This window comes from Frigoribacterium sp. Leaf415 (genome assembly GCF_001424645.1).
Lineage (GTDB): Bacteria > Actinomycetota > Actinomycetes > Actinomycetales > Microbacteriaceae > Frigoribacterium.
Window position 1 is genome coordinate 2,640,241 of sequence record NZ_LMQR01000001.1, and the last position, 25,288, is coordinate 2,665,528.

Annotated in this window: 25 protein-coding genes and 1 tRNA gene; 12 read left to right on the plus strand and 14 right to left on the minus strand. The window is 68.4% G+C overall.

Going from position 1 to position 25,288, the window contains the following annotated elements; all coding sequences use genetic code 11:
- Positions 1 to 14 precede the first annotated feature (14 nt).
- Positions 15 to 902, minus strand: coding sequence for a helix-turn-helix transcriptional regulator (locus ASG28_RS12250; protein ID WP_055975543.1), 888 nt, complete (start codon positions 900 to 902; stop codon positions 15 to 17).
- 160 nt (positions 903 to 1,062) lie between these two features.
- Here ASG28_RS12250 and ASG28_RS12255 point away from each other — a divergent pair, with 160 nt between their 5' ends.
- The gene (locus tag ASG28_RS12255; protein WP_055975546.1) at positions 1,063 to 1,506 is read left to right on the plus strand and encodes a hypothetical protein; all 444 of its coding nucleotides are present in this window, start codon (positions 1,063 to 1,065) and stop codon (positions 1,504 to 1,506) included.
- A 125-nt stretch (positions 1,507 to 1,631) separates the two neighbouring features.
- On the opposite strand, the gene ASG28_RS16465 is transcribed toward ASG28_RS12255, so the two are convergent.
- From ASG28_RS16465 to ASG28_RS12260, 3 genes are all read right to left on the minus strand, one after another.
- On the minus strand, positions 1,632 to 1,976 hold the full coding sequence (locus ASG28_RS16465) for a hypothetical protein (RefSeq protein ID WP_157485714.1): 345 nt from the start codon (positions 1,974 to 1,976) through the stop codon (positions 1,632 to 1,634).
- A 200-nt stretch (positions 1,977 to 2,176) separates the two neighbouring features.
- Positions 2,177 to 3,310 carry a hypothetical protein gene (locus ASG28_RS16470; RefSeq protein WP_157485715.1) on the minus strand — a complete coding sequence of 378 codons (1,134 nt, stop codon included), beginning with the start codon at positions 3,308 to 3,310 and terminating at the stop codon, positions 2,177 to 2,179.
- A gap of 744 nt (positions 3,311 to 4,054) precedes the next feature.
- On the minus strand, positions 4,055 to 4,318 hold the full coding sequence (locus tag ASG28_RS12260; RefSeq protein WP_055975549.1) for a hypothetical protein: 264 nt from the start codon (positions 4,316 to 4,318) through the stop codon (positions 4,055 to 4,057).
- Positions 4,319 to 4,448: 130 nt separating this feature from the next.
- Between ASG28_RS12260 and ASG28_RS12265 the strand changes: the two genes are divergently transcribed.
- Positions 4,449 to 4,688, plus strand: coding sequence for a hypothetical protein (locus ASG28_RS12265; RefSeq protein WP_055975552.1), 240 nt, complete (start codon positions 4,449 to 4,451; stop codon positions 4,686 to 4,688).
- Positions 4,689 to 4,752: 64 nt separating this feature from the next.
- Here ASG28_RS12265 and ASG28_RS16475 read toward each other — a convergent pair whose 3' ends face one another.
- The 3 genes from ASG28_RS16475 to ASG28_RS12280 all read right to left on the minus strand — a co-directional run bounded on the left by ASG28_RS16475 (position 4,753) and on the right by ASG28_RS12280 (position 7,232).
- Positions 4,753 to 6,096: a hypothetical protein gene (locus tag ASG28_RS16475; protein ID WP_157485716.1), complete on the minus strand. Its 1,344-nt coding sequence runs from the start codon at positions 6,094 to 6,096 to the stop codon at positions 4,753 to 4,755.
- 53 nt (positions 6,097 to 6,149) lie between these two features.
- Complete coding sequence (locus tag ASG28_RS12275; RefSeq protein WP_055975558.1) at positions 6,150 to 6,767, minus strand: hypothetical protein; 618 nt, start codon at positions 6,765 to 6,767, stop codon at positions 6,150 to 6,152.
- Between the two features lie 114 nt (positions 6,768 to 6,881).
- Positions 6,882 to 7,232 (minus strand): ArsR/SmtB family transcription factor, encoded by a 351-nt coding sequence (locus ASG28_RS12280; protein WP_043594596.1) that lies wholly within the window; start codon positions 7,230 to 7,232, stop codon positions 6,882 to 6,884.
- 85 nt (positions 7,233 to 7,317) lie between these two features.
- Between ASG28_RS12280 and arsB the strand changes: the two genes are divergently transcribed.
- The 5 genes from arsB to ASG28_RS12305 are packed head-to-tail and all read left to right on the plus strand — an operon-like array spanning position 7,318 to position 11,383.
- Positions 7,318 to 8,403, plus strand: coding sequence for an ACR3 family arsenite efflux transporter (gene arsB, locus ASG28_RS12285; protein WP_055975561.1), 1,086 nt, complete (start codon positions 7,318 to 7,320; stop codon positions 8,401 to 8,403).
- A gap of 22 nt (positions 8,404 to 8,425) precedes the next feature.
- On the plus strand, positions 8,426 to 8,836 hold the full coding sequence (locus ASG28_RS12290) for an arsenate reductase ArsC (protein ID WP_055811500.1): 411 nt from the start codon (positions 8,426 to 8,428) through the stop codon (positions 8,834 to 8,836).
- A 23-nt stretch (positions 8,837 to 8,859) separates the two neighbouring features.
- Positions 8,860 to 9,531, plus strand: a complete 672-nt coding sequence (locus ASG28_RS12295) for an arsenate reductase ArsC (RefSeq protein WP_055975564.1) — start codon at positions 8,860 to 8,862, stop codon at positions 9,529 to 9,531.
- Entirely contained in the window at positions 9,528 to 10,871 is a 1,344-nt protein-coding gene (locus tag ASG28_RS12300) for an FAD-dependent oxidoreductase (RefSeq protein WP_055975566.1), read from the plus strand. Before ASG28_RS12295 ends, ASG28_RS12300 begins: the two co-directional genes overlap by 4 nt.
- Positions 10,872 to 10,888: 17 nt before the next feature.
- Complete coding sequence (locus ASG28_RS12305) at positions 10,889 to 11,383, plus strand: GNAT family N-acetyltransferase (RefSeq protein ID WP_055977572.1); 495 nt, start codon at positions 10,889 to 10,891, stop codon at positions 11,381 to 11,383.
- Between the two features lie 236 nt (positions 11,384 to 11,619).
- On the opposite strand, the gene ASG28_RS12310 is transcribed toward ASG28_RS12305, so the two are convergent.
- Positions 11,620 to 11,710, minus strand: a tRNA-Ser gene (locus ASG28_RS12310).
- Positions 11,711 to 11,847: 137 nt separating this feature from the next.
- Here ASG28_RS12310 and ASG28_RS12315 point away from each other — a divergent pair.
- The 4 genes from ASG28_RS12315 (at position 11,848) to ASG28_RS12330 (ending at position 15,960) form a co-directional block, all read left to right on the plus strand.
- On the plus strand, positions 11,848 to 12,774 hold the full coding sequence (locus ASG28_RS12315) for an SGNH/GDSL hydrolase family protein (RefSeq protein ID WP_157485717.1): 927 nt from the start codon (positions 11,848 to 11,850) through the stop codon (positions 12,772 to 12,774).
- Positions 12,775 to 12,783: 9 nt separating this feature from the next.
- Complete coding sequence (gene radA, locus ASG28_RS12320; protein ID WP_055975569.1) at positions 12,784 to 14,148, plus strand: DNA repair protein RadA; 1,365 nt, start codon at positions 12,784 to 12,786, stop codon at positions 14,146 to 14,148.
- Positions 14,149 to 14,767: 619 nt separating this feature from the next.
- Positions 14,768 to 15,448: a hypothetical protein gene (locus ASG28_RS12325; protein WP_055975572.1), complete on the plus strand. Its 681-nt coding sequence runs from the start codon at positions 14,768 to 14,770 to the stop codon at positions 15,446 to 15,448.
- Positions 15,449 to 15,462: 14 nt separating this feature from the next.
- A complete protein-coding gene (locus ASG28_RS12330; RefSeq protein ID WP_235497084.1) occupies positions 15,463 to 15,960 on the plus strand; it encodes a dehydrogenase in 498 nt (165 codons plus the stop codon).
- Between the two features lie 124 nt (positions 15,961 to 16,084).
- Here the strand turns inward: ASG28_RS12330 and ASG28_RS12335 are convergent, their stop codons facing one another.
- Both ASG28_RS12335 and ASG28_RS12340 read right to left on the minus strand, forming a co-directional pair.
- Complete coding sequence (locus ASG28_RS12335; protein WP_082454623.1) at positions 16,085 to 16,672, minus strand: amino-acid N-acetyltransferase; 588 nt, start codon at positions 16,670 to 16,672, stop codon at positions 16,085 to 16,087.
- A gap of 191 nt (positions 16,673 to 16,863) precedes the next feature.
- Entirely contained in the window at positions 16,864 to 19,353 is a 2,490-nt protein-coding gene (locus ASG28_RS12340) for an ATP-dependent Clp protease ATP-binding subunit (protein ID WP_055975577.1), read from the minus strand.
- 182 nt (positions 19,354 to 19,535) lie between these two features.
- Here ASG28_RS12340 and ASG28_RS12345 point away from each other — a divergent pair, with 182 nt between their 5' ends.
- Positions 19,536 to 20,534, plus strand: a complete 999-nt coding sequence (locus ASG28_RS12345) for an NAD(+)/NADH kinase (protein ID WP_082454624.1) — start codon at positions 19,536 to 19,538, stop codon at positions 20,532 to 20,534.
- Between the two features lie 396 nt (positions 20,535 to 20,930).
- Here the strand turns inward: ASG28_RS12345 and ASG28_RS12350 are convergent, their stop codons facing one another.
- From ASG28_RS12350 to ASG28_RS16145, 4 genes are all read right to left on the minus strand, one after another.
- Entirely contained in the window at positions 20,931 to 21,776 is an 846-nt protein-coding gene (locus ASG28_RS12350; RefSeq protein ID WP_235477777.1) for a serine protein kinase RIO, read from the minus strand.
- 312 nt (positions 21,777 to 22,088) lie between these two features.
- Complete coding sequence (locus ASG28_RS16480; RefSeq protein WP_157485718.1) at positions 22,089 to 23,141, minus strand: hypothetical protein; 1,053 nt, start codon at positions 23,139 to 23,141, stop codon at positions 22,089 to 22,091.
- Between the two features lie 405 nt (positions 23,142 to 23,546).
- Positions 23,547 to 24,569: a sigma-70 family RNA polymerase sigma factor gene (locus ASG28_RS12360; RefSeq protein ID WP_054145811.1), complete on the minus strand. Its 1,023-nt coding sequence runs from the start codon at positions 24,567 to 24,569 to the stop codon at positions 23,547 to 23,549.
- A gap of 372 nt (positions 24,570 to 24,941) precedes the next feature.
- Positions 24,942 to 25,196, minus strand: coding sequence for a hypothetical protein (locus tag ASG28_RS16145; protein WP_082454628.1), 255 nt, complete (start codon positions 25,194 to 25,196; stop codon positions 24,942 to 24,944).
- Positions 25,197 to 25,288: the final 92 nt, after the last annotated feature.

Here is a 25,288-nt window from a genome sequence, read left to right on the forward strand (position 1 = left end):
GAAGGAGGCGCGGGTCAGGTGACGGGGTCGGCGGACCGAGCGCGTTCGACGACGTTCTCGGTCGCCGCCCACGAGGCGAGGAGGCGCAGCCCCTCGTCGGACGCGGAGCCGGGGGCGGCCGTGTAGACCGTGAGCGAGTGCCCGGGGGTGTCCTGGAGTTCCATCACCTGGAAGTCCAGCTCGAGCAGGCCGACGGCCGGGTGCCCGAACTCCTTCGCTCCGGTGTAGTGGCGGCGGACGTCGTGGGCGGCCCAGCGGGCGCGGAACTCGTCGCTGCGGATGGACAGCTCGCCGACGAGGGCCGCGATGCCGGCGTCGTGGGGGTTGCGGCCGGCGTCGCGGCGGAGGATGGCGACGTTGACGTTGGCCGCGCGCTCCCAGTCGGGGTAGAAGTCGTGGGCGCCCGGGTCGAGGAAGATGTAGCGCGAGTGGTTGGCGGGGCGCAGGGTGCTGCGGTACATGTCGGAGTACAGGGCGAAGCCGAGGGCGTTGGCGGCGACGAGGTCCATGCGGGTGTTGGTGACCATCGCGACGGCGCCGGTCATGGCGTCGAGCATGTGCTGCACCGGGGACTGGGCGATCTTCTGCACGCCGGTGACCGGGGCTTTGCGGCGGGAGGGAACGGAGGCGCGGGCGAGGTCGTAGAGGTGGTCGGTTTCGGCCTGGTCAAGGCCGAGGGCGCGGGCGATGGCGTCGAGGACGCTGTCGGAGACGCCGCCGAGGTTGCCGCGTTCGAGGCGCGTGTAGTAGTCGACGCTGACGCCGGCGAGGCGGGCGACCTCGTCGCGTCGGAGCCCGGGGACGCGTCGCTGACCGCCCGCGCTGACGACGCCGGCCTGTTCGGGCGAGAGGCGTGCGCGGCGGGTGGCGAGGAAGTCGCGGACCTCGGCTCGGTTGTCCATGGCTTCGACCCTACGGTCGGTGGTTCGGGGCAACCAGGCCCTGTCGGGGCCAGGTTCGGCTAGGCCTGGGGCGGGGTCGCGAAGTTGCCGTGGTCGTGACGCTCGCTCAGGACCTCGGTAGGGTCGTGGCAGCAGCACCACTCGACGACGGGGGACCGAGATGACTGACGGACGCGACTACAACGGACAGCAGGGGCAGCAGGGCCAGCAGTACGGCGGGCCGCAGGGGCAGCAGTACGGCGGGCCGCAGGACGGAGGTCAGCAGTATGGGGGCGTGCCGCAGGCCCCCGGGGCGGGGCCCGACGGAGGGGCGGTCCAGCGTCCGTCGCGGGGGTTCGAGATCGCCGGTTTCGTACTGTCGTTCTTCGGTTTCCTGGCGATCGCCGGCCTCATCATGAGCACGATCTCGTTCCGCCGCCTCGGCCGAGCCGGTCAGCCCCGAGGCCTCTCGCTCGCCGGCATCATCATCTCGATCGTGGTGCTCCTGCTCACCCTCGCCTTCATCGTCGCAGCCATCGTCGGCGCCTCGACCCTCCTCGAGACCTGCGCGGACCTCGGCCCGGGCACCCACGTCGTCGACGGAGTCACCTACACCTGCAGCTGAGCTGCGTGAGCAATCCCGAGCGGAGGCGCGGTGGACTTCTTGCCAGCCAGTGGCGGGACGGCATCTGCTCGACTGCCTAGTCAAGGGACTGAATTCTCTACAGTGCTCCGTTTTGGCGGGGCCTTTCAGCGAAATAAGAGATGACCCGAGTGCACAGCCAAGTGGAGATCAGCGGAGCTTCCAAGCCCAGCGAATCGTTCGCTGACGACTGCGCAGCCTTTCTTCACATCGGCGACCAGCGGTGCCAACGACTTCAGGAGCGGTCCCTTGATCTGCGCGTAGTAGACCGTCAGCGCGATCACGCGTACCGACGGACGTTCGAAACGCAGTGTCCTGCTAGACACCCTCCTGTTGCTCGCAATACTCACCCGCATCCTCACTTCCGCTTCCTCACGCCGGGTTTGGCTGAGCGGGAACCGCTCGTGCGCGGGGAGAAGCACAGCACTGGTCGGCTTGATGCGGCGACGCATGCTGGGCAGCTGACAGCGCTTCTTTGCTACGAACGCGCTTTGGTGGTGGCGCGGCCGGAGTTCTGAGAAGCTTGGCGTCGTGCGGCCCTTGAGCTCGGCGTTCCTACAACTGGTGCATGGCTTCGATAGGCGCGCATTCGCCCTCTTACGGTGTTTGCAGTTGAACTGGCATTCGCTTTGAGGACAGGAGCGGCCACGGTTCATTGTTCTCGAAGTTGCCGTGGTGTCGTGCGAAGTGGGCGCGGCCGCGCTCCCTTCCTCATTCCACGTCCCCGGAGCGCTGCCCAGTCCCGACGAGCATCGTGCGCTGCTTTGGCGAAAGCTTGCATCTGAACGCATCGGGCACACCAAATGATCGACCAGCGGGAGCGCGCAGGCACCGCTACTAGCAGCAGAGGCGCCCAACCCGCGACGATCAGCGCACCACGAACCGCCCATACCAGCGGACCATCTTCTTGCAGAAGCGCGAACAGGACCGGGATCAGGGACGAGGGAAGCAGCGTGATGACGGCGCCACCCAGCAGTCGGCGCTTGTTAGCTTCGGTCGAAACTGCGCTTCGTGTCGCGATCAACGCGCACGCGACAACGGCGGCGACCGCGGACCCGAGGGCGAACCGGCCGTAGCTGGCGAGTGCATCGAGCGACCTCGCGACTTGCTGGAAAGTCGCTCCCGAGGCACACGCCAACAGCGTGGTCACGGCCAAAACCGTGAGGACGACGGCAACTGTCGGCAGCAACACCAGCCACCACCCCGCACTCTGCACTGTGCTGCCAACAGCGGGTCGGTGACGTCGAACCAAACGACTGAACTTTCGCATGTCCGATCGAGCGCTCGCCCGAAGCCTACGACGAGTCGCGAGGGCATCGTTGCCTAACCAGCAAGCCAGGGCACCGATGAACAGGGTCGCAATGACGAGTAGCCACAGTCGGTTTGCGGTCGCCTGATGGCCGATCGAACCCACAAGAGATAAGAGCAACGCGCTCAGCACTACACCTGTGACGACAATCGAAATCAGGGCGACGATTCGCCGCTCGATGGAATGTCGTTTCGGGCCGCTTGACCGGCTGACGAAAAAGACCGCTGCGACGAGGGACAGCACAACGGGCCACGCGATGGCGATCAGGGCACTGCTATCAATAGCAACCTGTTGCCCAAGATTTTGCAGCCGTTCGAAGGCCTTCTCGAACGTCGACTCGGCCAATCCACTCGTGATCAGCACCCAGTAGACCGTGATGTAGGTCAATGCAACCCCGACAAACGTTATCGAGAGCGGGACGAACAGCTGGGTCTTTAGACGTCGGCTCTTCGGTCTGCGTGCTCTCCAGTTCGACATGCCAGAATTGTATGCAACACCTCAGACACCGCGAGGCGCTCGCCGCCGTTGAAAGCTATTGGGTGCCGCCAACCATCGTGCAAGCCTATTTTTCCGGCCCCGCAAGGTCGATCCCTGCGACTGGGATTCCCTGGTGGCGGTAGCAGTTGAGCTCGCGGAAGCGATCAAACTTTCGCAACGACTAGCGGTTGACTCTCCCGCCTGCCCAGCTGCGCCCACGTCGCCCCGGGAGCGAAGCCACTCCCCCGGACCGCGCAGCGGACCGTCCCCTACGGTCGAACAGTGATGATGCGAGTCGCGATTCTGTGAGGCGAAAACGTCATGTTGGATATCCGCGCAAATCGCCTTAAGTCTCGCCCACCCTCATGACGCACTGCGCGGCTGGCCTCCTCGGGGTCGCGTCCATCGCCTACGCCGTCATCTGACGCGAGCTCTCGCCGGCACCTGACTCGAAAAACCGTTGACGCGCACGAAGAAGCCCTTATCCGACGGGGGGATTCGGAAGGCGAGGGCTGCTGCTGCCCAGCGGATCAGGGACCGCCCGGCAGCTCTCGGCCAACTTAGGGGGAGAGCTGACCGGAGCCAAGCTAGCGGCGGCCCCTAGTGACCCTCTCGGACTCAGAAGGGAGCGACCCGTGTCGGCCTTCGTCGGGGCGTTCACCCTAACGACCGCGGCGTTGGAGCTCGTTTCGCCCTTCGGGGCGGTGACTGACGAATTAGTTTATAACTCAACGCTACCCGTCGTCATGACGGCCACTCGTCCGGCTCGGGGTGCAGCCGGCCCTTGAGGGCCGACAGCTCGCGCTCGTGCTGAATTATCCGCTCGACGGCGCTGTTCAGACTGTTCTCTCGTCGTAGCCGGGGGCGGCCACCGGCGTCGTCTCGGGCATGGGCGTAGCAGTGGTTGACGATGCCGCCCGGCTCGGGGCTCGAGAAGACGTAGCCGAGAGGCGCGGCACGGTCCCAACGGACCTGCCAGACACCGAACGTACCCGGGATCGGCGGCACTGCCAGCGGGCACGTCGAGATCGGCCGGCGCAGAATCCACCCCGTTGCCTCACCTGATCCTCGGACTCCCACGGCCGGGGTCTAAGTCGCTCCCGCGTCGGTGCATCGTTCCGGCTTAGCCTCGGGAGCTATGAGCCGAGACAGCGCGACCCTTACCCGCGCCAAGCAAGCCCTGCGGGCATACGACACAACTAACCAAAACGCGCCGCGTGAAGAAGCCCACTCCGCCCTGCGTGACCTGATTCTGAGTGATGACTCGGACATTGATAGCAAAGCCGTGTTCTCCCTGAGCGAGGCCCGGCAGGTGTTGTCCATAAGCCCTGCCGCCGCCAACGCTGCCGACAACCTCCTCGACCTACTGGTGAGGTAGCCCCCTAACCCTTCCTGAGCACAAGGACGGCCGCCCCTCGGGGCAGCCGTCCTGTCAGGCAGCATTACTCGTCGCCTTCGTCCCCCTCAAACAAGTCCCGTAGCTCACTGACCTCTTCCGCGCTGAGGTCGACGACGAGCGGCAGAAGTGCCTGCGCAAGTGTCGACACATAGAAAATTGAGCGCGTGTGCCCGGAGCCAGTCGACGAATCGAAGGCGATGCCGAGGTCGCGGCCTTCCACGGCCACAACTGCTCTTGCCACGGTGGAGCCGTCGAAGTCCTCGGCGATACTCTGAATGCGAGCGTCGTCCACAACGGATGTTCCGTCCTCGCTGACGTACTCGAGGCTTCGGTCGCCGTCGCTGAGGACAACGCGCCGAACGTCGAGCTCCGCGCCTTTCGCCCGCTTCACGAACGCTCGAACTGACGGAGACGCCTCATAGCCTTCTGCACCAAAATCTGTGACGCTTCGAGCTGCGAAGTCGAGACGGGCACGGCCCAGCCCTAGCGAGAGCACCCCTTTGTTTAGTGCCCATACAGCCGCGGAGGCATTCGCAGAGGCATCTACGCCTACAGTCCTGGCCGCCTTTGCACGCAGACGCGGCGCTGCGGCTCGCATGAGCTGCTGAAAACCTTCGTTCTGGCCAGCAATCGTCAAGCCAGAGAAATGCTTCATCTCTAAATTGCGAGCGAGTCGCTGCCAGAACTCGTTGTCATCGACACTCACTGTGTCGAGAAGTAGGAGCAGCGCTTCGGGCTCTAGGGCACTGCCGGGGAAGCCAACACCAGGGAAGGACGAGCTGACTTGTCCACCACCGACCCAAGCGGCCTGCAGCAGTTCGTTGAGCTGCGCTGTTCTTGTTTCATCTAGCACGTCGAAGGTCAGTCGCACGGCGTCGCTTGTGGCAGCCTCGTCTCCAAGAAGCGCTCCTCTGAAGCCGCCGGCTATTGCTTCGTTGAACGAGCTCGCGAACTCCGGGCTGATGACGCCTGCCCCTCCCTGCAGGACTGCCCGGGCTGAAAGTGATTTAATTCGTTGGACCTGCGGCGTCGTCTCACCCAGGGCTCGAATACTGCGCGGCTCTGTAATGAGCGCGCGAGCGGTCCGAGAGGCCGTTTCAAGGGTTGCGACGGACCCGTCTTCCGACGCATGGGTGAGCTGCTCCTCGTCTCGGTCGCTCAACCCGTTGAGCGGCACGAAAATCGGGTCCTTATCTCCCAGGAGGTCGATGTCTTCTCGCAGGTAGCCCTCGTTGTCAGACGCTCGGAGGAACACGTGCCTTTCGGCTTTTTGCCCCGGCCACTGGAGCACGAGGTCAGGGGTGTATGTGTGGTTGAAGTATCCAGTTTTGTGCACACCTACGTTGGAGTCCACCTGCGTGAAGGACTCGATGATCTCTTGCTGCACGGCATCGATGGAAGAAGCCGCGTCAAGTGCTGAACGAGAGGTGTCCACGGTGGCTACTGCTCTTCCTTGAGTATGCGAATCCTCATTAGGTCGGCCCGGTCTTCGCGACTGATGACGAGAGTCTCTTGCTTATCGGAGAGAACAATTACCCACACGCGGTCCACAAGATCAGCCACGATCGACGCGTCAACGGCGTCGAGCGCTTCGTCATCAGTGACGTCCCCAAATACCCGACTTTTCTCGGCGATGAGGGCGGTACGAATGTTGTCTTCGCTCGCAAGGTCGTTCCACGTTGTCTGCCTAAACGGGTGCCAAGTGACCCAAAGAAAATGATCCGCGAGCTGAGGATGATCTTTCAGCGTGACGTAGCTCTGCGCCAGGAACTTATCGAAGGCTCCACCCTGATTCGGGTTGGAGTACTTCTTGCACTCAACCAGAAACGACTGTTGGTGGAGGTCGCCTCCAAAGAAGAGTCCACCAATGTCGTAGGAGTAAGACTTGCCGCCCTTCGGCCACGGATACATGAGGCGATCCGCTCCGAAGCGGTCGTAGACCGACCAGGTGGACGTGACGCGAGTTGTGGAATCGAGCCACACCTTCACCCTGCGCGCGCCGTCCTCTCCGAGCTTCTGGATAAGTTCGCCGGGAACGTCGTCGGTCAGTGCTGGCACCCTCGGATGCTATTACGAGATTCATTCGACTTCCGACCAACACGTCGAGCTTGCAGCACGCTCCAGGAACGTCCGATAGGCGATCGACTCCCGGACGCACAGATGCTCTGTGGCCTATGCGGTGACGAGGAGCTTCCCGAGCGAGTCAAGAGCTCCAGGGACGAGTGCGTAGTACGCCCAGATTCCACGTTTGTCGCGGGTGAGGATGCCCGCGTCGACGAGGACCTTCAAGTGATGCGAGACGGTCGGCTGGCTGAGCCCGAGGGGTTCGGTGAGGTCGCAGACGCACGCCTCGGCGCCGTCGTGGGCAGCGACCATCGAGATGAGCCGGAGCCGGGCCGGGTCTGCGATCGCCTTCAGGCTGCGGGCCAACTTCTCGGCGTTCTCCGCGTCCATCGCCTCACGGGCCAGCGGTGCGCAGCACGCGGTCACGTCCGTGAGGGGCAGGAGTTCGGCGACGGGCATGTGAACACTCTTCCACACAGATTGACAGTCGTCGATGGGTTGGGGCAGGCTCAACACATCGACACTCATCGATCTACGGAGCTGCATGACGACCACCACCACCGCGCCTGCCCGGCTCGGGACCGCTGACCGCTTCCTACCCGTGTGGATTCTCGCCGCCATGGGTGCGGGGCTGCTGCTGGCGGTGTTCGTGCCGGCGTTCGGTGAGCTGCTGCACTCGTTCCAGGTGGGGCAGGTGAGCTTGCCGATCGCGGTCGGGCTGCTGGTGATGATGTACCCGGTGCTGGCGAAGGTCCGCTACTCCGACACCCGAGCTGTTGCCGGTGACCGGCGCCTCCTGGTGTCGTCACTGGTCATGAACTGGGTCGTGGGACCTGCGCTGATGTTCGCCCTGGCGTGGGTGTTCCTGCCCGACCTGCCGGAGTACCGCACGGGGCTGATCATCGTCGGGCTCGCCCGGTGCATCGCCATGGTGCTGATCTGGAACGACCTCGCCTGCGGCGACCGAGAAGCCGCCGCTTTCCTCGTCGCCCTGAACTCGGTGTTCCAGGTCGTCGCGTTCGCCGGCCTCGGCTGGTTCTACCTCCAGATCCTCCCCGCCTGGCTCGGGCTCCCCACAACGAGCGCGTCGTTCAGCATCTGGTCGATCACCCTCAGCGTCCTGGTGTTCCTCGGCATCCCCCTCCTCGCCGGCTACCTCTCCCGCCGCATCGGGGAAGCGACCAAGGGACGCACCTGGTACGAGACACGGTTCCTGCCGAAGATCGGCCCCTTCGCCCTCTACGGGCTGCTGTTCACCATCGTGATGCTCTTCGCCCTCCAAGGGCAGCAAGTCGTCGACCGGCCCCTCGACGTCGTCCGCATCGCCGTGCCCCTGCTGGTCTACTTCGCCGTCACGTTCCTCGTCGCGTTCTTCACCGGACGGGCGATCGGCCTCGCCTACGACCGGACGGCGACGCTGGCGTTCACAGCCGCGGGGAACAACTTCGAGCTGGCGATCGCGGTCGCGGTCGGCACGTTCGGGGCAACCTCCGGCCAAGCCCTCGCCGGCATCGTCGGCCCCCTGATCGAGGTCCCGGCGCTCGTGGCGCTGGTGTACCTGTCCCTGTGGCTGCGGCCACGCCTGTTCCCCTCCCCCGCCCCGGCAGCGCGCATCGCTGAACGGATCTGACACCCACCCGAAGGAACCCGTCATGAGCACCAAGCCCACCGTCCTGTTCGTCTGCGTCCACAACGCCGGCCGCTCCCAGATGGCCGCCGGCTACATGCAGGCCCTCGCCGGCGACCGCGTCGACGTCCTCTCCGCCGGCAGCGAGCCCAAGGACCAGATCAACCCGATCGCGATCCAGGCCATGGCCGAGGAAGGCATCGACATCGCCGGCAACCAGCCCAAGGTCCTCACCACCGAGGCCGTCCGGGACAGCGACGTCGTGATCACGATGGGCTGCGGCGACGCGTGCCCGATCTTCCCCGGCAAGCGCTACGAGGACTGGGAGCTGACCGACCCCGCCGGCCGCGGCATCGAGGATGTCCGCCCCATCCGCGACGACATCAAGGGCCGCATCCAGGCCCTCCTGGCCGAGATCGCACCCGCGACCGCCTGACCCTGAGCTGCGACGAGACGACGATGACGGACCTGACCACGAGGCGCGGCCTGCCGGGCCTTGCCTTCCCCGAGGACGCACTCAAGCGTGCCGCGGGCGACCTCGCCACCCGGTTCGAGGGCATCTTCGGGCCCGAGACGATCGAGCGGTACGTGCTCGAGTCCTACACGGCGCTCCTTCGCACAGCGCAGGTCCGGGCGCACCTGACCACCAACGCGACCCGGTTCGCCGTCGATCGGCTGACCGCCCTCGGGCAGGCCACCGGGGCCATCGAGCGGACGGTGCCGGAGGTGCTGTTCGTCTGCGAGCAGAACGCCGGCCGCTCCCAGATGGCAGCCGTGTTCACCAAGGTCCTCTCCGGCGGTGGCGTCCACGTCCGCTCGGCCGGGTCGATGCCTGCCCGGGATCTCCACCCCGTCGTCGCGGAAGCGATGCGGGAGCTGGGCCTCGACCTTGACGAGGCGTTCCCGAAGCCATTGACCGACGACGTCGTGCAGGCAGCCGACGTCGTGATCACGATGGGCTGCGGCGATGCGTGCCCGATCTACCCCAGCAAGACCTACCGCGACTGGCACCTCACCGACCCCGCAGGTCTCCCCCTCGAGAAGGTGCGCCTCATCCGCGACGACGTTCGCAAGCTCGTCGAATCGCTCCTGACCGAACTCGGCATCGAATCGAAGGGCCTCCCCGCATGAGCCTCACCCTCTCTGTCCCGCCCCGCACCGACGCCCCCACCCTCGCCGGGCTCCCCGTCGCCGTCATCGGCGCCGGCCCTGTCGGCCTCGCCGCTGCCGCGCAGCTCCTCGAACGTGGCGTCGACGTCGTGATCTACGAAGCCGGCCCGAGCGCCGCGACGGCGGTCCGTGCGTGGGGCCACACGCGCCTGTTCACCCCGTGGGAGCACCTCGTCGACCCGGCCGCCGCGCGCCTCCTCGACACCACCGACTGGGAGGCCCCGGCAGCGAAGAAGCTCCCCTACGGTGCCGACTTCGTCCGCGACTACCTCGAACCCCTCGCCGCGACCCCTGAGCTGTCCGGCCGTATTCGGTACGGGCACCGGGTCGCCGCGGTGTCCCGGCAGGGCATGGACCGCACCCGCTCCACCGGTCGTGCCGAGACCCCGTTCCTGTTGCGCCTCGACCACGACGGCGAGGTGCGCGACGAACTCGCCCGCGCCGTCATCGACACCTCCGGCACCTACACGACCCCCAACACCCTCACCTCCTCTGGGGTCGGCCTCTCCCACGGCGACGACGTCGCCGGCAGCATCAGCCACGCCCTGCCCGACGTCCTCGGCCAGGACCGGGACCGGTTCGCCGGCCGCCACACGGTCGTCGTCGGCGCCGGTCACTCGGCCGCGAACACCCTCATCAAGCTCGCGGCCCTCGCCAAGGAAGCCCCCGGGACGACGATCACGTGGGCGATCCGCAGCAGCACTCCCGCCCGGGTCTACGGGTCCGCAGCCGACCAGCTCGAAGGCCGCGGCGACCTCGGCAGCGCCGTCCGCGACCTCGTCCGTGCGGGCGCGATCGCCCTCGTGGACCGGTTCGAGGTCGACGACGTCACCAAGATCAACGACGGCGTGCAGCTCATCGGGCGTCGCCGCGGTGAGCCCCTGACGGTCGCTGCGGACGTGGTGGTGAACGCGACCGGGTTCCGCCCTGACCTCGACATGCTCCGTGAGGTCCGGGTGTCCCTGGACGAGATCGTCGAAGCACCCCGGCAGCTCGCGCCGTTGATCGACCCGAACCTGCACTCCTGCGGCACCGTCTACCCGCACGGCGTCGCGGAGCTGGGGCACCCGGAGCCGAACTTCTACATCGCCGGCATGAAGTCCTATGGCCGTGCCCCGACGTTCCTTCTCCTCACTGGCTACGAGCAGGTCCGCTCCATCGCGGACGAACTCGCCGGCAACCACGAAGCCGCCCGTCTGGTTCAGCTCGAACTCCCTGAGACGGGTGTCTGCTCGACGAACCTCCCGGACGCCTCCGGGTGCGCCGTCGACGGGCCGGCAGTAGGTGCGTGCTGCTCGTGAGCGTCGCCGTCCGGGCGATGACTCCGGGCGACTGGCCTGTTGTCGAGCGGATCTATCAAGAGGGCATCGATACCGGTAACGCCACCTTCGAGACCCACACCCCCACCTGGGAGGTGTTCGATGCCGGCAAGCTCGCCGCGCACCGGTTCGTCGCCGTCGACGACACCACGGGCTCGGTCCTCGGCTGGGTGGCGGCGTCCGCCACGTCGGCCAGGCCGGCCTATGCCGGTGTCGTCGAGCACTCCGTCTACATCGCCGCCTCGGCCCAGGGCCGAGGCATCGGGCGTGAACTGCTGAGTTCGTTCCTCGCCTCAGTCGATGCCGGGGGCATCTGGACCGTTCAGTCAACGATCTTCCCCGAGAACGGGGCGAGCTTGGCCCTCCACGACCGGGCGGGGTTCCGCCGGATCGGGACGCGGGAACGGATCGCGCGTTCCGACACGGGCCCGTATGCCGGGATATGGCGTGACACCGTTTTCATCGAGCGACGTCGCCGCGTTGACCCCTCCTAGGTCTTTCGCCGGCCGACGCGGTGCCGCTCACTCGACTGAGCGCTCAGGACCCGACTCGATCGGCACGAGACAAGACCGTCTGAGCTCAGAACCGAGAGCATCTCAAGCCGAGGCGAGGCACCCAGCTGCCGCCGCGCGACGCGTCGACTGAGCGGTCCTTCTTGCAGGATGCACCACAAGTGCACCACGAGCCGATGAGGAAATGAGAAAACCCCTGCCTCAGCAGGGGTTTTCTTTGGCGGTACCGGTGGGATTTGAACCCACGGTGGAGTTAACCCCCACACATGTTTTCGAGACATGATCCTTCGGCCGCTCGGACACGGTACCGAGAAGGAGTTTAGTACATCCGGCGGCAGGGACGAAACCGGGGGATTGCTCGTCCACCGCACCGCGCCTCCTCGGGGTTGTGCACAGGGTGCACTGACGCCCGGCACGGGCATCGAAGCCCGGCGTAGCCTCGGCCCATGCCCTCACGCCACACCGTCACCGCCTTCCTCTCGGGCGTCGGCGTCACCCTCGCCACCACGGCCGCCGCCGGCGCCGGCGTCAGCCGCTTCATGCAGCGCCGCAACGCGGCCGCCTCCGAGCTGAACGCGCTGCTGCCTGTCCACTCCGCCTGGTGGCGCGACCGCTTCGACCGCAAGGGCAAGCTGCTCTACGTCGCGATGGGCGACTCCGCCGCCCAGGGCATCGGCGCCTCGAGCCCGGCCCGCAGCTACGTCGGCCGACTTTCGGCGTACATGCGCCGCCAGAGCCACACCTCTCTGCGCGTCGTCAACCTCAGCGTCAGCGGCTCAACCACTTGGCTCTGCCGCAAAGACCAGCTGCCGAAGTTCGAGAAGTACGAGCCCGACGTCGTCACCGTGGCCATCGGCGCCAACGACATCATCCAGTTCAACCCCGAGTCGTTCGAGAAGAACCTCCGCGTCATCTACGGCGCCCTGCCCTCACACGCGATCGTCGGCGATCTGCCCGCCATGTGGATTCCCGACCGCGAGAAGAAGCTCGTCGAGGCCAACGCCATCGTCCGCCGCGTCGCCGGCGAGTTCGGCCTCACCGTCGCCCCGCTCTACGAGACCACCCGCCGCCAGGGGTTCTTCCGCACCTACCGCAACTCGGCCGGTGACCTCTTCCACCCCAACGACCGCGGCTACCGTGTCTGGGCCTCGGCCTTCGAACCCGCCATCGCCGCCCGCCTCGCCCGCATCGCCGCCGACGAGGCCGCCACCGCCCACGAGGCCCGCGAGGCCGAAGCCGTCGCGGCCCACACGGCCGCAGCAGCCGCGGCCCCGACCGCCGACACCAGCAGCGACACCCCGACGACGGACACCGCAGGAGGCGCCACCACGTCCCCGACGGACGCCTCCGCCGATGTCGGGGGCGCCTCCTAGGCTGACGGCATGGCTCGCACCACCACTCCCCCGTTCCGCTGCACCGAGTGCGGGTGGACGTCGCTCAAGTGGGCCGGGCGCTGCGGCGAGTGCCAGAAGTGGGGCACCGTCGTCGACGTCACCTCGGCCCTCGTCAGCGCGCGCGGCACCGCCTCGGTCCGCGTCGAAGGCGACCGCGTCGCCCGACCCATCACCCAGGTCGAAGCCAACAGCGTCGCCTACTGGCCCAGCGGCATCGCCGAGTTCGACCGCGTCCTCGGCGGCGGCATCGTCCCCGGCGCCGCCATCCTGCTCAGCGGCGAACCCGGCGTCGGCAAGTCCACCCTGCTGCTCGAGGTCGCCTCCCGCGCCGCCGCCACCGGCGCCCGCGTCCTCTACGTCACCGCCGAAGAGAGCGCATCACAGGTCCGCCTCCGCGCTCAACGCACCGGCGCCATGCACGACAACCTCTTCCTCGCCGCCGAGGTCGACCTCTCGGTCATCCTCGGCCAGATCGACCAGGTCGACCCCCAGCTCGTCATCGTCGACTCGGTGCAGACCGTCTCCTCATCGACCATCGACGGCATCGCCGGCGGCACCTCCCAGGTGCGCGAAGTGGCGTCGACCCTCATCCGCGTCAGCAAAGACCGCAATCTGCCCGTCCTGCTGGTCGGGCACGTGACGAAAGACGGGACGATCGCCGGCCCGCGCCTGCTCGAACACCTCGTCGACGTCGTCTGCCAGTTCGAAGGCGACCGGCAGACCGCCCTCCGCTTCATCCGCGCCCACAAGAACCGCTTCGGCCCCACCGACGAGGTCGGCTGCTTCGAGATGACCGGCGACGGCATCGCCGAAGTCGCCGACCCCAGCGGCCTCTTCATGTCGCGCAACGGCACCCCCGTCAGCGGCACCTGCATCACCGTCGCCATGGAAGGCCGCCGCGCCCTCCCCGTCGAGGTCCAGGCGCTGATCGTCGCCAGCTCGACACCCCAACCCCGCCGCGTCGTCAACGGCGTCGACTCCTCCCGCGTCGCCATGCTGCTCGCCGTGCTCGAACGCCGCGCCGGCATCCGCCTCGGCGACGCCGACGTCTACGTCAGCACCGTCGGCGGCATCAAGATCACCGAACCCGGCGCCGACCTCGCCATCGCGCTCGCCCTCGCCAGCGCCAGCCGCGAGAAACCCTTCCCCCAGACCATGGCCGCCGTCGGCGAGATCAGCCTCGCCGGCGAGATCCGCCCCGTCTCCTCGCCCAAGCAGCGCGCCTCCGAAGCCCGCCGCCTCGGCTTCACCCAGCTCGTCGACGCCGAATCGGGCAACCTACGCGAAGCGCTCCGCCGAGCATTCAGCGCCGCGGGCTCCGAACGCGACCGCGAGCTCGACCGGGCCTTCTGAGTCGGCTCGACCCGCGCCTCCTCGCCCAGGACACCCGCGTCTCTCGGCCCGACCCGCGCCTCGTGACCCGAGGCCGACTCGGGTGTGCTGACGCGTCCCGTGATTCCTGACCCGGGCCCCGGGCCGGGCCCGGGCCGGCCGGCGGACGTACGGTCCCGCACGTCCGACGCCGGGTGCGAGTGGGCAGAAGTTGCTGCTCCCACCAACCCGACGAGCACCTTCTGCCCACTCGACGGCCGCACCCGCACCTGCACGCCCGCACACGAGCACCAGCCCGTCGAGTGGTTCCGAACCGTCCTTCCGACGCACCCGGCGGACGATCCGCGACCACTCGACCCGCGCCTCCGGAACGAGAGCTGCCCAAGCCGGCCCGACCCGCACGAGGCCAGGGCACGAGTGGGCAGAAGATGCTCCTCCCCCGCACACGACGAGCATCTTCTGCCCACTCGGCCCCACGTCCCGACGACCCGAGCACCCACCCCCACCCGACATCTCCCACACCGGGGTACACCCGGGTCGACCGCCTCACCAGGCACCTGCACCCCGCTCCACGCGGATTCTCAGCCCACACGCCGCGCTGGTCCCGGCCAACCCCCTGACCGGCCCTTAACCTGTGCCCATGTCGACGTTCAAGAACCCGGTCGGGCCGCAACCGCCCTCGGTCTACTGGCGTCGTCGTGCGGTGCTCGCGCTCGGTCTGATCGCGGTCGTGGTCATCATCGTGTTGATCGTCGTCCGCCCCGGGTCCGGCTCGGCAGAACCCGGCGCCGCCGCGACGACCTCCGCACCCCCGGCCGATGCCGCCCCCAGCGAACCGGCCGCCACCGAGACCGCCCCCGCAGCCGACGCCACCGCCGACCCGGCCGACACCTCGACCGAGGGCGCCTCCGACGCCGCGACCTGCTCGACCCGCGACATCGAGCTCAAGCCGGTCACCGACAAGACGAGCTACGCCGCGACCGAGCTGCCGCAGATCTCGATGTCGATCACCAACTCGGGTCGCGCGGACTGCTCGATCGACCTCGGCTCCGCGCAGCAGACGCTCGTCATCACGAGCGGCGAAGAGCAGTACTGGTCGTCGAAGGACTGCCAGGTCAACGGCACCAACCAGGTCGTCACGCTCACCGCCGGCCAGACCCTCAGCACGCCCCCCATCGCCTGGGACCGCACGCGCTCGTCCGTCGACACCTGCGAGTCGACCTCGCGTGAGCCCGTCACCGCCGGCGGCGCGACGTACCGCCTCGCCGTCTCGGTCGGCGACATCACGTCCGCCGACACCGCCCAGATGATCCTGAACTGACAGTGACCCACCCTGTGAACGCCACCCCTGCTGCCCCCACGCCCTCCGAGCCCGTCGACCCGGCCGACCGCAACGGCACCTTCCGCTCCGAGTCGCTCGAGCTGGCCCTCGCCGCCCAGGACGCCGCCGCCGTCGCCTTCGCCCTGCGTCACGACGTGGTCGTCGTCCCGAAGCTCGTGCTGCCGACCGGCACGAGCGACACCGCCGCCGCCGACGCCGCACCCTCCACCGGCGGCCCCGACGACGGAGCCCTCCCCGACGAAGGCGACCAGGTCCGCGTCTTCGGCCGCGAGAACACCGACAAGCGCATCCTGCTGCTCTTCTCGTCGGACGACACCTACGCCGCGATGGTCCCCGACGACCCCAACCGCCAGGTCATGCTCTACGACGCGCTCTCGCTGCGCGCCTTCCTCGAGGCCCACCTCGACGTCATCGAGCAGGTCTTCTTCGACATCGCCGGCCCGCACACCATGGCCGCCAACCCCGAGGACCTCCTCAAGGCCCTCGGCTAGCGCCAGACCCCCAGAGCCCAGGAGGCGCGGGTCGAGTGGTCCCGAATCGTCCTTCCCAGCGGGACGAGGGACGATTCGGGACCACTCGACCGGCCGCAACGAACGCGAGTTCGCGCGCGAGCGACTACAGCGCGGGCAGCGCCTTCAGCATCCGCGAGTTGCCCAACGTGTTCGGCTTCACCCGAGCCAGGTCGAGGAACTCCGCGACACCCTCGTCGGTCGAGCGGACGAGCTCGCCGTAGACGTCCGGCGGCACGAGCCCCTCGTCGCCCACGTTGAGGTACCCGTGCTTCTCGAAGAAGTCGACCTCGAACGTCAGGCAGAACAGCCGGCCGATCTCGAGCTTCCGGGCCGCCCCTTCGAGCGACTCGAGGAGGCGGTGGCCGACCCCCTTGCGGATCCACGCGGCGTCGAGGGCGAGCGTGCGCACCTCGGCCAGGTCGTCCCACATGACGTGCAGCGCACCACAGCCGATCGGCACCCCGTCGGGCCCGACCGCGATCTGGAACTCCTGGACGTCGCCGTACAGCGTCACGAGATCCTTGCCGAGCAGGATGCGCTTCTGCACGAACGGCTCGCACAGCCGCTGGATGTGCGGCACGTCGCTCACGACCGCGTTCCGCACCGTGATGCCGTGTCGGTCCGCACCGCCGAGTCGGTCGGCGTCGCCGACCCGTTCGGCACCGGTGGGCGCGTCTGCCGCGTCTGACATGGGACTCCCTCGAAGACCACGACCCGAGGAGGCGCGGGCCGCCGCCCAGCCTAGCGACGCGTTCGCGACCCGGCCCCGGGTACGCCGAAGGGCGGCCTCCGTCGTGGAAGACCGCCCCGGGCGTCGAAGGCGACCCGCGCCTCCTTCGGTGTTGCTGTCGTGCTGGTGTCGCTGTCGTGCTGGTGTCGCGCCTAGCTCTCGATCTCGGGGGCGTCGCCCACGAGGACCTCTTCGCGACCCGGCTGACGCGAGGTGGCGAAGGTGAACTCTCCGTCGACGAAGTCGACCTGGACGTGGTCGCCCGCGTTGAGCTCACCCTGCAGGATGCGCTCGGACAGGCGGTCTTCGACCTCGTGCTGGATCGCACGACGCAGCGGCCGCGCACCGAGCGACGGGTCGAACCCGATCTCGATGAGCTTCTCCTTCGCGGACTGCGAGAGGACGGCCGTCATGTCGCGGTCGAGCAGGCGGTCGGACAGGCGCTTGATGAACAGGTCGACGATCTGCAGCAGCTCTTCTTGGTTGAGCTGCGGGAACACGATCGTCTCGTCGACGCGGTTCAGGAACTCGGGCTTGAAGTGCTTCTTGAGCTCTTCGGTGACCTTCGACCGCATGCGCTCGTAGGAGGTCGCCGTGTCGCCCTCGATCTGGAAGCCCACGGGGCCACCCGTGATGTCTTTCGTGCCGAGGTTGGTCGTCATGATGATGACCGTGTTCTTGAAGTCGACGACACGACCCTGACCGTCGGTGAGACGACCCTCTTCGAGCACCTGCAACAGCGAGTTGAAGATGTCGGGGTGGGCCTTCTCGATCTCGTCGAACAGCACCACGGAGAACGGCTTGCGGCGGACCTTCTCGGTCAGCTGCCCGCCCTCTTCGAAGCCGACGAACCCGGGAGGGGCACCGAACAGACGCGAGACGGTGTGCTTCTCGCCGTACTCGGACATGTCGAGCGAGATCAGCGCGCCCTCGTCGTCGAACAGGAACTCGGCGAGCGCCTTGGCCAGCTCGGTCTTGCCGACGCCCGTGGGCCCGGCGAAGATGAACGAACCGGAGGGACGCTTGGGGTCCTTCAGGCCGGCACGCGTGCGGCGGATGGTCTTCGAGAGGGCCGCGATGGCCTGCTCCTGACCGATGACGCGCTGGTGCAGGGCCTTCTCCATGAAGACGAGACGCGAGGTCTCTTCTTCGGTGAGCTTGAAGACCGGGATGCCCGTGGCCTGGGCCAGCACCTCGGCGATGATGCCCTCGTCGACGGTTCCGCCGGCTCCGGCCTCGCCCGAGCGCCACGTCTTCTCGAGACGGAGGCGCTCACCGAGCAGCTTCTTCTCTTCGTCGCGCAGCGAGGCGGCCTTCTCGAAGTCCTGGTCTTCGATCGCGCCCTCTTTCTGGCCGCGGACGCCGGCGATGCGCTCGTCGAACTCGCGCAGCTCGGGCGGTGCGGACAGGATCGACAGACGCAGGCGGGCGCCGGCCTCGTCGATCAGGTCGATGGCCTTGTCGGGCAGGAAGCGGTCGCTGACGTAGCGGTCGGCGAGGTTCGCCGCCGCGACGATCGCGCCGTCGGTGATGGACACCTTGTGGAAGGCCTCGTACTTGTCGCGCAGCCCCTTGAGGATGTTGATCGCGTGCGGCAGCGAGGGCTCGTTGACCTGGACGGGCTGGAAGCGGCGCTCGAGGGCGGCGTCCTTCTCGAAGTGCTTGCGGTACTCGTCGAGAGTGGTCGCACCGATGGTCTGCAGCTCGCCACGGGCGAGCAGCGGCTTGAGGATCGACGCGGCGTCGATGGCGCCCTCGGCGGCACCCGCACCCACCAGGGTGTGGATCTCGTCGATGAAGACGATGATGTCGCCGCGCGTGCGGATCTCTTTGGTGACCTTCTTCAGGCGCTCCTCGAAGTCACCGCGGTAACGGCTGCCGGCGATGAGCGAGCCGAGGTCGAGCGAGTAGAGCTGCTTGTCCTTCAGCGTCTCGGGAACCTCGCCCTTGACGATCGCCTGGGCCAGGCCCTCGACGACGGCGGTCTTGCCGACGCCGGGCTCACCGATCAGCACGGGGTTGTTCTTCGAGCGACGGGAGAGGATCTGCATGACCCGCTCCATCTCTTTCTCGCGCCCGATGACCGGGTCGAGCTTGTTGTCGCGCGCGGCCTGCGTCAGGTTGCGACCGAACTGGTCGAGCACCTGGCTGCCGCCCTGCGCGCCCTGGGTCTGTTCGCCGCCCACGGCCACCGCCTCTTTCCCCTGGTAGCCGGAGAGGAGCTGGATGACCTGCTGGCGGACCCGGTTGAGGTCTGCGCCGAGCTTCACGAGCACCTGGGCGGCGACGCCTTCACCCTCGCGGATGAGGCCGAGCAGAATGTGCTCGGTGCCGATGTAGTTGTGGCCGAGCTGCAGCGCCTCGCGCAGGCTCAGCTCGAGGACCTTCTTCGCCCGGGGCGTGAAGGGGATGTGGCCGGTCGGCTGCTGCTGGCCCTGGCCGATGATGTCTTGCACCTGCTCGCGCACCGCGTCGAGCGAGATGCCCAGCGACTCGAGGGCCTTGGCGGCGACGCCTTCGCCCTCGTGGATCAGACCGAGCAAGATGTGCTCGGTGCCGATGTAGTTGTGGTTGAGCATCTTCGCCTCTTCTTGGGCGAGGACGACGACGCGACGGGCACGGTCGGTGAATCTCTCGAACATCTTCTTTGCTCCCTAGGTGGCGGGGTGGTTGTCGCCACCGAATGTGCATCTGGCGCCCGCAGGGTTCGGCACCGGTTTACAGAGAGAGTAACCAGGCCTCGGGGCTTAATCTGCCCCTGTTCGCTGGGGGCATAGAGCAGTGCGCAGGCGGGCTGACAGGGGTACCGGTTAGCCTCGCGTCCATGGGCAAGTTCACGGTCGGCCTCGTTCCGCACCCCACGAAGTCGGTGCTCGACAGCGTCGAGATCATCCGCGGCTGGACGACCCGCTCACAGGCGCACCTCGTCGCCATGACCTCCGACGCGGCCCGGGTCGGCGACGGCGTCGAGCTGGTCGACGAGCGCACCTTCCGTGAGCGCGTCACCGTCGTGGTGGCCCTCGGCGGCGACGGCACGATGCTCGGCGCCATGCGGCTCGTCGCCGAACGGCCCGTGCCCGTGCTCGGCGTCAACTACGGCAACGTGGGCTTCCTGGTCGAGGTCGAGCCGCACGAACTGCCCGAGGCGCTCGACCGCGTCGGCCAGAAGCAGTTCTCGCTCGAACCGCACCACGCCCTCGAGGTCACGCACTCGACGACCGGCTTCGAGAACACCTACCTGGCCTTCAACGACGCCTCGGTGGCCCGCCGCCCGGGCGAGGGCGTCGTCTCGGCCGACCTCGTGCTCGACGAGACGCCCTACGGCTACTACAAGGCCGACGCCATCGTCGCGGCGACGCCGGCCGGGTCGACCGCCTACAACTACGCCGCGGGCGGGCCGATCCTGTCGCCCGCGATCGCCGCCGTCGTGGTCACCCCGGTGGCGCCGATGTCGGGCATCGACCGCTCGGTCGTCCTCGGCCCGCGCGAGCAGCTGCGGTTCGAGATCGGCGACGGCACCCACTCGGCGGCGCTCGAGGTCGACGGCCGCGTGGTCGCCGACGTCAGCGAGGGCTGCGTCATCAAGCTCGTGCTGCGGCGTGACGCGGGCCAGGTGATCCGGCTCGACGCGGACCGGCACGGTCGCAAGGGCCGCCTCAAGCTCAGCCTGCTCGACTTGCCGCTGCGAGAAGACCAGCTGCTCGAGCTCGTCCCGACCGACGTGCGAGCCCGCTTCCGCGAGCGCGCCGAACGCGCCGGCGGCATCGCCGGTGTCGCCCACGACGACGACACCGCCGTCACCGGCATCAGCCCCGTGCACTGACGCGACCGCCTGCAGGAGGCGCGGGGCACGGAGGCGACACGACGGGTCCGTGCCACGGGTCGCCGGTCGAGTGGTCCCGAATCGTCGTTCGCCCGGCTGTGAAGGACGATTCGGGACCACTCGACCGCCGCCGCCGTGCGTGACTCCCGGTGCTCGGACGCGACCGCCCGCAGGAGGCGCGGGGCGCGGTGGTCGCGCACCGCACCTCCTGCGGTCTGCCGCCGTCGTGGGGCTCGGCCCCGTGCTGCCCGCCACGAACCCGGGCGGGTCCGGCGACGACGGGCGGTCACGCACGCCCGACTCCCACGGACACGCCCGCCCTGCCCGAGTCCTGCGGCACCGGCCCCGTCCTTGGCCCCAGCCCCGGCCCCGGCCCCGGCCCCGGCAGGCCCCCGGCTAGTACACCTCGCCCAGCGCCTCGGCGAGGACCTGCTCGGGGTCACGCACGAACCCGCGTCGGGAGAACCAGGCGCAGACGTTGCGGCAGTCGCGTTCGAGCAGGTCGAGTCCGGTCGGGTTGCTCGCGACGTCGACGAGCTGGGGGACGTCGATGGCGACGATCCGTCCGTCGTGGACGAGCAGGTTGTACGGCGAGAGGTCCCCGTGCGCGAAGCCGGCCCGGGCGAAGCCGATCACGATCTCGTGCACCTGCTCGAACAACGGCCACAGCGTGGCGCCGTCGTCCTTGACCTGGGCGAGACGTGGGGCGGCCTCGGTCCCGTGCCCGACGAACTCCATCAGGATCTCGGTGCCGCTGATCTGCACCGGGTACGGCACGGCGACGCCGAGGGCGTGCATGCGGCTCAGGGCGTCGAACTCGGCCGCCGCCCAGAGTCCGGCCTGCACCCGGCGCCCGTGGGCCGACCCGCGCGCCATCGCCCGGCCGTCGCGGGTGTTGCGCACGCGACGGCCCTCGCGGTACTCGGACGAGCGGTGGAAGTCGCTCTGCTCGGGCCCGCGGTACCGCTTCGCGGCCAGCAAGGAGGCGCGGGCTCCGTCACCGGCGCCCAGCACGACGTCCGCCGGCACGGCTCGGTCGATCAGGTGGACGTCGGCCTCCTTGCCGCTCTTGACGACGCCGAGCTCGGTGTCGATCGCGGCGGCGGAGGTGACGACCCAGGCGGGCCAGGGCCGGGGCCCGCGTTCGGTGGGGGTGGCGGCCGGCCAGGTGGACCAGCGCTGGTCGGCGTCGGGGTCGACGGTGGAGAAGGTGGGTACGACGAAATCGTCGGAGAAGGTCAAGCGGTGCTCCAGGGGAGGCGTGAGACCGGCCCGGCGGGCGCGACGAGCGTCGCGCGGCTGTCGCTACGGGCGGAGGGTCTCGGGGTGAGTGGGGTACGCGTGGTGTGCGTTGACGGCAGTCATGCTCATCACCCCTCTCGTGGAGCCTCTCGTGGCCCGGCCACCTCGTGGCCCTGGTCCGCTCACGGTACCGCCCCGCGCCTCCCCTGTCGACGGTCGTCCGGGCCCAAGAGGCCGACCGACGATCTCGCGAGTGGGCAGAAGGTGCTGCTTCGACTCCGACTAACAGCATCTTCTGCCCACTCGATCGGGTCACGAGAGACACCTACGCACGCGGGCGACGAGCTCGTCAGCCCGGCGGCCGCGGAGGTCGTCGTCCGTGCATCGGACGGTCCGCCACCCGGCGTCGGCAAAACGCTCGCGGCGGAGGATGTCGGTGCGGAACCTCCACGGGTCGCGGCGGTGTTCGTCGCCCTCGTACTCGACGGCGAGCTTGCACCACGCGTACCGGAGGTCGGGCTTGCCGAGATATCGCCCGGCCTGGTCGTACGTGCGGACGTTGATCTCGGGTTCAGGGAGCCCCGCCCGGGTCAGGAGCAGGCGGAGTTCGGTCTCCTTCGGCGACTCGACCCCTGGCCGCACGAGCTCGAAGGCCTCGCGCACACGGCCCACACCACGTCGACCCCGTGCAGACGCCACCGCGCGTCGGAGTTCGTCGACGGTGCGCTCCCGCGCCACGTCGTGCTCGGACCAGGAGCCGAGGAGCGCATCACCGGCACGGACGAGGTCGTCGACCGTCACCAGAGACCCGCTCTCCACCCAGGCGACGACAGGATCGTCGACCGGCAGACCGTCGGCCAGCAACCTGGGACGAGCTGACCCGGTCGATGCCGCACCCGCACTCGTCACACCCTGGACGTCGAGGGGCGACCGCGCCCGGTGCGTCACGACGCCCGGCCGACGTGGACCCCGTCCGTCGGTCGAGGTAACGTGCAGGGGTTCTCTGCCGTCGCGGACCCGCCACGGCACCGGGAGCCCCCAGAGACCCAGGGCCGTTACCCGGGAGAAACGCCAGTCGTCGAGCATCACCGGAAGCAACGCCCGGGCACTTGCCAGCAGGGCGGACTCTGGGTCGTACGGGTCGTACGGGTCATACGGGTCATACGGGTCATACGGGTCATACGGGTCATACGGGTCGTACGGGTCGTGCGGGTCGGAGCCCCGGCCGACGAGGCGCCGGACGCCGCGGTGCGGAGCCTCGAGGTCGGCTCCCCGGAGACGCCCTACCCCGAGACCTGCACGGCGGGCCTCGTCGACGGCGAAGGGGCGATCGGCAAGCGGGAGGGGGACGACGATGCGCGGCACCCATCGAGACTGACCGCTGGGACGCGGCCCGCGCCTCCTGAGGTCGTCACCTCGGGACAGGTGCGAGCACATCGGCCCTGGGGACCAGACGACCCACCGCCCGAGTGGGCAGAAGGTGCTGCTCCGTGCCCGCCGAAGAGCACCATCTGCCCACTCGGCAGAACTGGGCCCCGGCTGGCAGGACCGATCCATGACGAGTGGGCAGAAGATGCTGCTGGGCGACCCCGGAAGAGCAGTTTCTGCCCACTCGAGGGTCCGAGGCCGAGGAGGCGCGGTGCGAGAGACCACGCACGACCGGCGAGGCGGGCCGACACGAGGGGCAAGGGGCGAGGGGCACGGGCACGACGAAGGGCCGCCGCCCGGGATGACCCGGGGCGACGGCCCCTGCGTGGTGCGACGTGCGACCTACTGCAGGTACAGCTGCAGGTCCTGGCTGACGGCCTTCGCGAACATGCGGAGGCGTGCACGGCTCTCGACCCGCGACACCGCCTGGCGCGACGAGTGGACGCGCTTGGAGATCTCGTCGAGGGTCATCGGCTGGTCGTCGTCGAGGCCGAAGCGCATGCGGATCACGCGCGCCTCGTCCTCGGGCAGCGTCGCCACGAGGGCGTGCATGTCGCGGTTGAGCAGCGAGCTCTCGGTGGCCTGCGTGGGCGACGGGGTCTCTTCGTCCTCGATGAAGTCGCCCAGCTCGCTGTCTTCGGCATCGCCGACGACGGTGTGGATCGACACCGGCTCGTGCGACCGCGACTTGAGCTCGATGAGGTCGGCGACCTCCATGGCGACCTCTTCGGCGACCTCGTCGACGGTGGGCGCACGGCCCAGGTCGACGGTCAGGTCGCGCTCGGCCCGCGAGATGCGGTTGATGCGCTCGACCGTGTGCACCGGGATGCGGATGGCACGGGCCTTGTCGGCGAGGCCGCGGGCGATGGCCTGACGGATCCACCAGGTGGCGTAGGTCGAGAACTTGTAGCCCTGCGTGTAGTCGAACTTCTCGACGGCACGGACCAGCCCGAGGTTGCCCTCTTGGATGACGTCCATGAAGGGCAGACCGCGCTGCGTGTAGCGCTTGGCGATGCTGACGACGAGGCGGAGGTTCGCGGTGATCATGCGGTCCTTCGCACGCTCGCCGTCGTGCTGCAGCCAGCGGAGGTCGCGGAGCATCTCGGCGTGGGCCTTGGTGCGGTTCTTCTTGACCGCGTCGGCCGCCTGCAGCTCTTTGAGCTTCTCGCCGGCGAACAGGCCGACCTCGATGCGGCGGGCGATCTCGGTCTCTTCGGCTGCGTCGAGCAGCGGCATGCGACCGATGTGGCGGAGGTAGTCGCCGACCTGGTCGGTGGAGGCCCCTCGGACCTGCGACAGGACCTCGACCTCGGTGTCGTCGGTCGCTGTGGTGGTGTTGCGCGTGGTGACGGAAGTGGTCGTCATCGTTCTCTCCCTGCTCGAGTACTGACCTGGTGTCGCGTCGATTAGTTCGTGAAGCTCGTCGGCGTACTCAAAGTCTGGCGTGCGGGAGCGGGCCGCCAAAAGCTGGCGCAGGCCCTCGCGGGACTTCTCGGAGCGCACATCCAGAGTTTCGACACCGACGGGGTACGAAGGCGAACGACGTTTGACAGCAGCCCGGAACGGGTATAGGCGGGTGCTAGCACGGCGGGGGTACACATTCTCAGGTTGCTCACCGGAAACTCGGCCGCTGATCTGTCGGGGTGCGACGAACGGCACCGCGAGCCCGGGAGGCGCGGTGCCGTGACCCGAGGACGCGCGCGTCGGCGACGCCCCCGGTGGTGGGACGGAGCGGGGTCAGACCGCGCTGCGGCCGGTGCGGTCGGCTCGGTCGGCCCGAGCCGCGACGCCGGCCCGCTCGGCCAGGTCGCGCGACTCGGCGCGCTCCTCGGCCTCGGCCTTGGCGCGCTCTTCGGCCTCGACCTTCGCGTAGACGGCACGCTCGGTGCGGTCGGAGCGCAGCAGTGCCCGGACGATGAACCAGAAGATGAGGCCCACGACGATGGTGGGCGTCACGGAGAAGACGATGGCTCCGGCAAGGGACTCAGGCACCCGACCAGGGTACGTCGCCCTCCCGGGGAAAACCACGTGCACCTCTCGACGACGAGACGACGGAGGCGCGGTGCCCGACCGGCACCGCGCCT

Bases quoted from the DNA above. Each gene is read 5' to 3' on its own strand.
- ASG28_RS12250 (WP_055975543.1), bottom strand. From the start codon at position 902: ATGGACAACCGAGCCGAGGTCCGCGACTTCCTCGCCACCCGCCGCGCA.
- ASG28_RS12255 (WP_055975546.1), top strand. From the start codon at position 1,063: ATGACTGACGGACGCGACTACAACGGACAGCAGGGGCAGCAGGGCCAG.
- ASG28_RS16465 (WP_157485714.1), bottom strand. From the start codon at position 1,976: ATGCGTCGCCGCATCAAGCCGACCAGTGCTGTGCTTCTCCCCGCGCAC.
- ASG28_RS16470 (WP_157485715.1), bottom strand. From the start codon at position 3,310: ATGTCGAACTGGAGAGCACGCAGACCGAAGAGCCGACGTCTAAAGACC.
- ASG28_RS12265 (WP_055975552.1), top strand. From the start codon at position 4,449: ATGAGCCGAGACAGCGCGACCCTTACCCGCGCCAAGCAAGCCCTGCGG.
- ASG28_RS12280 (WP_043594596.1), bottom strand. From the start codon at position 7,232: ATGCCCGTCGCCGAACTCCTGCCCCTCACGGACGTGACCGCGTGCTGC.
- arsB (WP_055975561.1), top strand. From the start codon at position 7,318: ATGACGACCACCACCACCGCGCCTGCCCGGCTCGGGACCGCTGACCGC.
- ASG28_RS12290 (WP_055811500.1), top strand. From the start codon at position 8,426: ATGAGCACCAAGCCCACCGTCCTGTTCGTCTGCGTCCACAACGCCGGC.
- ASG28_RS12295 (WP_055975564.1), top strand. From the start codon at position 8,860: ATGACGGACCTGACCACGAGGCGCGGCCTGCCGGGCCTTGCCTTCCCC.
- ASG28_RS12300 (WP_055975566.1), top strand. From the start codon at position 9,528: ATGAGCCTCACCCTCTCTGTCCCGCCCCGCACCGACGCCCCCACCCTC.
- ASG28_RS12305 (WP_055977572.1), top strand. From the start codon at position 10,889: ATGACTCCGGGCGACTGGCCTGTTGTCGAGCGGATCTATCAAGAGGGC.
- ASG28_RS12315 (WP_157485717.1), top strand. From the start codon at position 11,848: ATGCCCTCACGCCACACCGTCACCGCCTTCCTCTCGGGCGTCGGCGTC.
- radA (WP_055975569.1), top strand. From the start codon at position 12,784: ATGGCTCGCACCACCACTCCCCCGTTCCGCTGCACCGAGTGCGGGTGG.
- ASG28_RS12325 (WP_055975572.1), top strand. From the start codon at position 14,768: ATGTCGACGTTCAAGAACCCGGTCGGGCCGCAACCGCCCTCGGTCTAC.
- ASG28_RS12335 (WP_082454623.1), bottom strand. From the start codon at position 16,672: ATGTCAGACGCGGCAGACGCGCCCACCGGTGCCGAACGGGTCGGCGAC.
- ASG28_RS12340 (WP_055975577.1), bottom strand. From the start codon at position 19,353: ATGTTCGAGAGATTCACCGACCGTGCCCGTCGCGTCGTCGTCCTCGCC.
- ASG28_RS12345 (WP_082454624.1), top strand. From the start codon at position 19,536: ATGGGCAAGTTCACGGTCGGCCTCGTTCCGCACCCCACGAAGTCGGTG.
- ASG28_RS12360 (WP_054145811.1), bottom strand. From the start codon at position 24,569: ATGACGACCACTTCCGTCACCACGCGCAACACCACCACAGCGACCGAC.